This is a genomic window from Corynebacterium sp. 401_CJEI, from assembly GCF_001076435.1.
Lineage (GTDB): Bacteria > Actinomycetota > Actinomycetes > Mycobacteriales > Mycobacteriaceae > Corynebacterium > Corynebacterium jeikeium_D.
The window spans coordinates 230,699-239,589 of record NZ_JVIP01000001.1; the positions used below are offsets into that span (position 1 = coordinate 230,699).

General features: G+C 56.9%; 7 protein-coding genes. 1 reads left to right on the top strand and 6 read right to left on the bottom strand.

Translation table 11 applies throughout. The features are described 5' to 3' along the window. Positions 1 to 228: 228 nt before the first annotated feature. Positions 229 to 747, top strand: a complete 519-nt coding sequence (locus tag ADM64_RS01000; protein WP_049192901.1) for an RDD family protein — start codon at positions 229 to 231, stop codon at positions 745 to 747. Between the two features lie 2 nt (positions 748 to 749). Here the strand turns inward: ADM64_RS01000 and ADM64_RS01005 are convergent, their stop codons facing one another. From ADM64_RS01005 to sucB, 6 genes are all read right to left on the bottom strand, one after another. Then, positions 750 to 2,369 carry an aspartate:alanine exchanger family transporter gene (locus ADM64_RS01005; RefSeq protein ID WP_179078162.1) on the bottom strand — a complete coding sequence of 540 codons (1,620 nt, stop codon included), beginning with the start codon at positions 2,367 to 2,369 and terminating at the stop codon, positions 750 to 752. A gap of 267 nt (positions 2,370 to 2,636) precedes the next feature. Then, positions 2,637 to 3,416: a DUF4191 domain-containing protein gene (locus ADM64_RS01010; protein ID WP_005511046.1), complete on the bottom strand. Its 780-nt coding sequence runs from the start codon at positions 3,414 to 3,416 to the stop codon at positions 2,637 to 2,639. 93 nt (positions 3,417 to 3,509) lie between these two features. Next, positions 3,510 to 4,568: a lipoyl synthase gene (gene lipA, locus ADM64_RS01015; protein WP_049192902.1), complete on the bottom strand. Its 1,059-nt coding sequence runs from the start codon at positions 4,566 to 4,568 to the stop codon at positions 3,510 to 3,512. Between the two features lie 9 nt (positions 4,569 to 4,577). Then, on the bottom strand, positions 4,578 to 5,381 hold the full coding sequence (gene lipB / locus ADM64_RS01020; protein WP_049192903.1) for a lipoyl(octanoyl) transferase LipB: 804 nt from the start codon (positions 5,379 to 5,381) through the stop codon (positions 4,578 to 4,580). Positions 5,382 to 5,535: 154 nt separating this feature from the next. Then, entirely contained in the window at positions 5,536 to 7,161 is a 1,626-nt protein-coding gene (locus ADM64_RS01025; RefSeq protein ID WP_016423042.1) for an inorganic phosphate transporter, read from the bottom strand. A 569-nt stretch (positions 7,162 to 7,730) separates the two neighbouring features. Continuing rightward, the coding region (sucB, locus tag ADM64_RS01030) for a 2-oxoglutarate dehydrogenase, E2 component, dihydrolipoamide succinyltransferase (RefSeq protein WP_049192904.1) at positions 7,731 to 8,891 on the bottom strand (1,161 nt) is incomplete at its 5' end.

Genomic DNA, 8,891 nt, shown 5'->3' on the forward strand with positions numbered 1-8,891 from the left:
AATACGGAATGGGTTACGCAAATAGGGAGCGGATTATCTGTTTATGGAAACACGGCAATATACTGCGCATTCATGTCACACACGCTTTACGACGAGCCTTTAGCTCCCATGCTGATAAGAAAATGGAAAAGGCGACGCAACATCGCCCCCGGATTACCCCCGCACGCGCTGAATGGCTGTCCCAGCCCGTGATTTGATAGCCGGATTGCTGCACTAGACTATGAACCCATGGAAGAAAAGCACAGTTGGCTAGATGGCCCTCAGATTCCGGGAGAGTTCGATAATCCGGACAAGCTCTCGGACTATCCCGGCCAGGCATTGGGTCTTGCCCCCGATGGCCCAGGCTCGCAAGCGACGTTGATGCGTCGCGTCGGCGGCATTCTCATTGACTGGATTATTTCCTTGATGATTGCCGGCGCTTTTTCGATGTTCTTCGGCCCGAGCGAGGCGCAGATTGACCAGTTCGGGGATTCGTTTATCGCCTGGCAGTCATTCCTTGCGACCTATTCGCCAGTTGTCTTCCTCATTATTGGCACGGTGTCGGTTTGGCTGTTCGCCCGCACTCCGGGCCAGTGGATGATGAAGATGGGTGTCGCTCGCGTGGACAAGCCCAGCGAGCGAGTTGGCTTTGTTCGTGCCTTCTTCCGCAGCTTGCTTACTCTTTTCTTGCTGCCGCCAGCAATCACCGACTCGGATATGCGCGGCATGCACGACCGTGCCACTGGCACGGCCGTCATTTTGGGTTAGCGCTATAGCACCAACACGACCAGGACCTGGGCGAGAATAATCTTCATGATCATGGCCATTGGATACACCGTTGTGTATCCCATTGCCGGCAACTCGTTCTTGGCCTGGTCGTTGACGTATGAGAGCACTGCCGGGTGAGTCTGCAAGCCCGAGAGGATACCCGCAGTTTGGCCGAATGGAATCTTCAGCACACGGTGACCGACAATGAGGGTCAACAGTGCGGAGCTAAACGCGATGATGGCGGCAAGACCCAGAACTGTCAGTGATGCCGGGTCAGACAACGCAGCCTGGAATCCCTTACCGGCAGTGGTGCCGATACCAGCCAGGAACAGTGCTAGACCCATGGTGCGGAACGCCAGGTTGGCCGAGTAGGGGATAGGCCAAACCAACGGGCCAGTGCGACCGACAGCACCCAGAATCAGCGCCACAACCAGTGGACCACCAGCGGACCCCAGGGCGAGCGAGCTGCCGCCCGGAAGCGGAATCTTGATGAGACCCACCAAGACACCCAGCGTAAGCCCAAGGGTGAGGGGCAAGAGGTTGACGTCGGAAAGCTTCTTGTAAGAGTCGCCGAAGAACTTTGTTGCGTCCTTGATTTTCTCTGGCGGTGCAACTACGCGGACGCGATCACCAAGCTCTAGGCGCATGTTTGGCTCTGCGACGATGTCGTGGTCGCCGCGGCGAATACGCGTAATGATCATGCCGTCCATGCGAGTCTGAAGTTCCGCAATGGGGACACCGACCACGTCAGATGCAGAGACGAAGATGCGACGGAAGTCCAGGCGACCGTCGTGTGTCGGATCGCCTGGCATAAGCTCGCCAAGGTACTCGGCGGCACGAGCAATTTCTTCCTCTGTACCGACGACGGAAATAATATCGCCGACGGAGACAGTGTCACCCGGTGATGGAATGTAGAGGTGGCCCTTGTACTCAATGCGTGAAACCGTAATGTCCAAACCGAACTTCGACGGAAGGTCAGTGATGGAAGGCAGGTCGTCCTTGAGAATCTTGATGTCCCGAGTATGCAGCGGAAGCGCGGCAACACCTGCGTCAATAGCTTCCTGGTCGTGATCGACGCGGAAGACCTTCGACATAATACCGATAGAAGCAATCACTGCCAGCACGCCGATTGGGTAGGCCAGAGAGTAACCAATCACCGGCATATCGTGGGCAGCGGCCAGCTCGGCCTTATCCGAAATGAGGCTAGGAAGAGCATCGACGATTGCGGCCATAGCCGGGGTGTTGGTCAGGGCGCCTGTGAAGGCGCCTGCGCCCTCCACCGGGTCGATAGGCAAAAACTTGATCAGCAAGAAAGACTCGATAGTGACAACTGCGAGCACACCAATGCCGAACAGGTTGTGCTTGATACCGCGCGAGCGTAACGAGCTGAAGAACTCGGGGCCCGCCTCCAACCCGATGGTGTAGACGAATAATGCCAGGCCCACGATGTAAATCAACGGGGAGATTTGAATTTCCGGCTCAATAGTCGCGAGGATAAGGCCGACGAAGAGGACGGCAGCCACGCCAAGCTTGAAGCCGAAGATCTTGATCTGGCCAATTGCCAGGCCAAGAAACAAAATCACTAGAAGCGCTAAGAGTTCATTTTCAGCCAAGAGTTGCACATATCCCATGGTGGCACAACTAGCAGTAATCTTCATTAAGCATTGTTTCCAGCAAGGATACGACCTTTGCTGACAGCGTGATAAGTGAGAGCAATCACTTCAACAAGACATCAATAACTGTGTGTGAAGACATGGCTTTAGGCATCGTTTTAAAGCTTTAAAGCACAAAAAAAGGGGGCCCGAAAGCCCCTTTTTTCTGCTTCAACCTAGATTGCCCCTCGGTGGGTTGCCCGAGCAACCGACCCTGGTGAAACCTAGCTAAAACCTCTAGTGCTTCTTGCCGCGATTGGCGGCACGGCGCGCACGACGGTTCATGCCGGCCTGTGGGTTAGCGCCCTTCGGCATTGGACCCTTGGGCATGTTCGCGCGCGCATCGCGAATACGGTCCATCGACTGGATGCGCTCATTCAGAGCGTTAGCCTGATCCTTATTCAGGTTGCGCGGCAAACGCATGAGTTCGCGCTGCAGCTTCTTCGGCGGGACCTGGCCCTCGTCGCTACCAGCAATCATGTCGTAAATCGGAGCTTCGCCCGCAATGCGTGCCAGCGACTTCTTTTCACGAGCAATCATCTGCTTGACGCGGTTCGGATCACCTTCACCGACCAGCACAACACCGGCGTTACCAATAACACGGTGAACAGCATCCATGTGCTGATTAGCGACAACACCGGTCTTGACGTGCCAGACATAGCCAACGCCCTGACGCATATTGTCCAGCGTCCACGCCGCAGCGCCGGCCTGGCCTTCCGCCTCTGTGTAGAAGGACGCCTCAAGACGCTTAGAGAAGATGTACATCGCGACCATAAAGCCGATCGAGATACCAATAATCGTCAGAACCCAGGGCCAGACTCCACCAATGAGCAGACCAAGCAGTAACAGCAGGATAATTGGACCGAAGAAGCCCAGCGCCATGTAAGGCACGAGCTTGTTGTCCCGCGAGCGCTGCAGCTTAAACGCCTGCCACATCTGGCTACGAGTCTGCTTACGCTGAGCGCGCTTGGCGGCGCGGTTCGCCTTCTTCATTTCTTTCGCATCATTGGTCGCCATAATCACCAACTTTAGGGCATGCGATGTAGTTTTAGGCAATAGACCGCGCCGTAGCGCCGTTTCGCTTTACGACGGCGCTGCGGCCGTCAGCCTCTAGGAAGCCGGAATAGCCGAAGTGACTGGCGTATCCTCCGATGCGCCATAGCGGTCGAGCAGCGTCGAGGCTTCCTGAAGCGCGAGGTTGTTGTCGTTGTCGTCGGCAAGCGCGGACAGATGCGCCGGCAGTTCCTGACCGCGGTGCGCCAGTGCGCGGGCGTAGAGCCGTCCAGCGCGGTAGGAAGAGCGGACCAGCGGGCCGGACATGACGCCGGCAAAGCCCATCTCTTCAGCGGTCTTGGAGAGCTTGACGAACTCCTCCGGCTTAACCCAACGTTCAATTGGATGGTGCAGTGGAGTGGGGCGGAGGTATTGAGTAATCGTCAGAATATCGCAGCCGGCATCGTGCAAATCCTGCATAGCGGAGATGATCTCGTCATAGGTTTCGCCCATGCCCAGGATGAGGTTGGACTTGGTAACCAGTCCAGCTTCGCGAGCGCGAGTGATGAGTTCCAAGGAACGCTCGTAGCGGAATGCGGGGCGGATGCGCTTGAAGATACGAGGCACCGTCTCCACGTTGTGGGCGAAAACCTCAGGCTTGGCATCGAAGACCTGCTGTGCTGCAGATTCGTCGCCACGGAAGTCATCGACAAGGAGCTCGACTCCGGTATTCGGGTTGAGTTCGTGGATCTGGCGGCAGGTCTCAGCGTAGAGCCAGGATGCACCGTCGGGCAGATCGTCGCGGGCGACACCGGTGATAGTGGCGTAACGAAGACCCATCTCGCGGACGGATTCCGCAACACGACGCGGCTCATCCTTATCCAATGGGTCGGGCTTGGCTGAGTTAATCTGGCAGAAGTCGCAGCGGCGGGTGCACTTATCGCCGCCGATGAGGAAGGTGGCCTCGCGGTCTTCCCAACATTCGTGAATGTTCGGGCAGCCAGCCTCCTGACAGACCGTGTGCAAAGAGGCACCCGAGACACGGTTTTTCATGTCCTTGTAGCTGGGGCCCGGACGAACCTGGTTGCGAATCCACCGGGGCTTGTTCTCGATAGGGGTCTCGGCATTTCGTGCCTCGACGCGCAGTAACTTACGTCCTTCTGGCTTAACAGTCACAGTTTCATCCTACTCTTTTGTTGATGAGTACTCGAATATGCCGGTGGTGGAGTTGTGCTTCACCCGGTGTGGCAGGTCCTTCGTGGGGTCGGGCGCGGAGCCGAAGGAATGGTCGGCAACGGTCAAACGGCCTTCCAAAGCATCTTGCAAATCTGCCAGAAGCGGCTCTGTCATCTCTGACACGCTAACATTTCGGTCAAGCTCCCGGGATAGGGCGGTCACTCCAGCATCGGAGATGCCACACGGGATGATGTAGTTGTAGAACTCCATAGAGTTGTCGCAGTTCAGACTGAGTCCGTGCATGGTTACACCATGGGTCACGCGGATTCCCAGTGCCGCAATCTTTCGGTCGCTCAGTCCGTTTGATGCGGGAACCCATACCCCCGAGCGGCCATCGATGCGGCCAGCAGCCGCGATGCCGGCTCGGCGAACGGTTTGAATGAGGGCTTCTTCCAGTCTGCGGACGTAGTCCACCACATCGACCGGCTGAGCGAGCTTGATGATGGGATACATCACAAGCTGGCCCGGGCCGTGCCAGGTGATGCGGCCACCGCGGTCGACATCGACGACCGGCAACCCATTGGTAGGACGGTCCTCCGGCTGGGTGCGCTTTCCTGCTGTGTAAAGACTCGGGTGCTCAAGCACGAGAACCTGATCTGGAATTAGGTCTTTCGCACGCTTGGCAGCAAGGTCTGCCTGTAGGTGCCAGGTCTCTTCGTAGTCGACAAGGCCGAGATGTTGAATCTCGATGTCGGAGCTTGATTCCCGAATGGATTTATCTGCGCGAGTAAAAGGTTTTCTTGGGGCAGTCATGGTGGCCTATAGGATACGCCGAAATTCTGTAGGCCTCAGATTACTTGTTACTTGGATAGCGCCAAACTTACTTGGATAGCGCCAGACGTAAAGATACCCCGGTGGTCACTAGAGAAAGTGACCGCCGGGGTAAAAGTGGCGTGCTTTTGTGGGCTTAGCCGAAGACGACGCGGAGGATGGAAACGGTGATTGCCGAGATACCTGCAGCGGCCGGAAGGGTAATAACCCAGGCCAAACCAATCGGCTTCATCAGGTTCCAGTTAGCGGCACGGTTAACGATACCGACACCGAGAACGGCACCAATCAGAATGTGGGTGGAGGAAACCGGCAGACCCAGCAGGGAAGCAATCATAACGACCACAGCAGCGGAAAGCTCTGCGGCAAAACCCGATGCTGGGTGGATCTCAGTCAGGCCGGATCCGACGGTCTTGATAACGAAGCGGCCGATAAACCACAGACCGGAGATGAGAGCGACACCCATGGTGGTCATGACTGCCAGCGGGACGCCGGACTCGGAAGAGATCTCGTTGGTACGGAGAACATCCAGAATTGCCACGAACGGGCCAAGCGCGTTAGCGATGTCGTTCGAGCCGTGGGAGAAAGCGAACGCAGCAGCGGTGAAGACCTGCATCCAGCTGAACAGCAGGAAGGTGGAACGATCCAAATCCTGACGCTTCAAAGTACGCGCGAAGATGTAAACGGCAAGCCACACTGCGGTGGCGATCATGCCCATAATCAGGAAGTTGTCCAGGCTGGAAAGCCCTAGGTGAAGGTTCTTCAGACCCTTGAACAGCATCATCGCGGAGATGACAATAGAGCCCAGGGCTGCTAGACCCGGAACCCAAGCTTCCAGCGCACGGTGAGCGCGGACATCATCAACCTTGGATTCGATGTGGACGAGCTTGCGGAAGTACTCAGACTCCAGGTCATCCGGAGTCCAGTCGTTGTCACGCATCGTCGTCGCGTCGCGAAGCATCGCGTTGGTGTACGAGATCTGATCGTGCTCAGGGAGCTTTTCGAAGTCGTCGCGGTGCTGCGCCTTGAGGTCCGCCTTTTCCTGGTGGATGGCCTGCAGCTGCTTGGAAGCCTTGTCGTTGTAGACGAGAATCGAGTTCTTAATGCCGCCGAACAGGAGGAACGCGACCAAACCGCCGAGGAGCGGAGAGAGGACCCAAGAAACGGCGATCTGACCGATCTGATCCCACTGGACCATGCTCCAGCCACCCTTGCCGGTGATAAAACCGACCGTCAGTGCGGCACCGACGATACCGCCGACGATGGAGTGGGTAGTGGAAACTGGCCAACCCATGCGGGTGGCAACGAGGAGCCACACTGCCGCGCCGAGAAGCGCGGACATCATGATGAAGGCGAACTCCATCGGGTCCAAACCGTGGATTGCGTTCAGGTCCACAATGCCGGAACGGACGGTGTCAGTAACCTCGCCACCAGCGAGGACGGCGCCCGAAACCTCAAAGACTGAAGCGACAACAAGCGCCTGCTTCATGCTCAGGGTGCCGGCACCGACTGAAGTACCGAAGGAGTTAGCAACGTCGTTACCGCCGATGTTGAACGCCATGAAGACGGCGAACGCGATGGTAATCAGAAGAATTGCCGTATTTGCCTGCGGGCCCACAAAGTCATAAGCCCAGAAGACAAAAATTACGATGTTGATTGCGAGAAGCCCGCCGAAGAAGAGGTGCCACCACTTATCTGAGGAGCTCGATTGCTCAGATGATGTGGTCCCGGTCGACGAACTAGTATTCGCTGGAGCCGAGGACATGCTCCACCTTTCTAAGTTACGTACAGAGAGCAAAAATAGGCACGCCAAAGAAGCCTGCTGTCTAATGATTTCTTAGATTGGTAAAGGCTAATTGCTAACTAGGTGACGGCGAGGTTAACAAATAATGAATTTAATTATCGCTATCTTCAGCTCTCGTCGGTGTAGCTGAAAGCGATAGCCGGAACTGTGTGCGGGGGTGTGTGGTGTTCTCGCATTTCGGCAGGACAAAAAGTATGCGCATTTGCTACTTGCAGCTTTGCTTTCGGTTCGACCCTCCCGCTGTCTGCTAATGGCTTAACGGCGCAATAACAGCACGTTAATTCTTTGTGCCGATGGAGCCTTTGCTAGCTATGTGTGGCTACGTGAAATCTGAGCACTAGCCAAGAATAGGGGGCCTGCGCATTTGAAGGAATCGCTGATTAGGTTCAACTGCGGGACGAATGCGGCAAAAGAAATACCCGCGTCAGCCGCAAAGTGCGACTAACGCGGGCAGGGAAGAGGCAGAACCTCCTGCTAGCAAGCCAGCTAGATTCCCGCGGCGCTACTACCCCAGGAAGGGAGCAAGCTGCTTAGAGCTGCAGATCCGATTCGAAGTTAGCAACCTCGAGGCGGTCAACAACGGTCGTCATAAAGCGACCTGCATCAGCGCCGTCGATCAGGCGGTGATCGTAGGTAATTGGCAGGAAGACCATGGCGCGAATACCAATGGCATCTGCCTCATTCTCGGTGACGACTACTGCGCGCTTCTTAATCGCGCCGGTGCCGACCATTGCGGCCTGCGGCGGAACCAGAATCGGAGTGTCGGTCAGAGCGCCCTCGGAGCCGATGTTGGTAATGGTGAAGGTGCCGCCGGACAGGTCGTTCGGGGTCAGCTTGTTGTTGCGAGCGCGGTCTGCGATGTCCGCAATAGCAGCAGCCAGCTCCGGCAGGGACATATCCTGAGCGTTGTGGATGACCGGGGAGAGCAAACCCCGCTCGGTATCGACAGCGATACCCAGGTTGACCTGCTCGTGGTAGGTAATCTCCTTGGTCTCTTCGTTCCAGGAAGCGTTGACGTTCGGGTGGCTGACCAGAGCCTCAACGATTGCCTTTGCAAAGAATGGCAGGAAGGTCAGCTTCGCGCCGTGCTTCTTCTCGAACTCAGCCTTCTTAGTAGCGCGCAGATCCCAGATGGCAGTCATATCGGCCTCGTGGACCTGGGTCAGCTGTGCGGAAGTCTGCAGAGACTCGAGGGTCTTGGCAGCGGTAATCTCGCGGATGCGGTTGACACGCTGGGTGGTGCCGCGCAGCTCAGCGAGCTCAGGGCGAACGCCCTTGGTGGACCAGTTGGAGCCGGACTCAGCAGTAGTCTCCTGGCCGCCCTCGGCAGCGCGCAGAACATCCTGCTTACGAATGCGGCCGCCGATTCCAGAGCCCTCGACCTTAGTCAGGTCAACGCCGTGCTTGTCAGCCAGCTTGCGGACCAGCGGGGTGACGTAAGGAACGTCCTTGTTAGCGGAAGGCTTGGATTCAGCCTTCGGAGCCTCAGCCTTCGGAGTCTCCTTCTTCGGCTCTTCCTTCTTCGGCTCCGGCTTGGACTCTGCCTTCGGCTCTTCCTTCTTCGGCTCAGGCTTGGATTCAGCCTTTGGAGCTTCCTTCTTCGGTGCAGCCTTCTTTGGCTGGCCACTGCCAACGCGAGCGATGACCTCGCCGACGTCAACGGTGTCGTCTTCGTCGTAGAGGACCTCGAG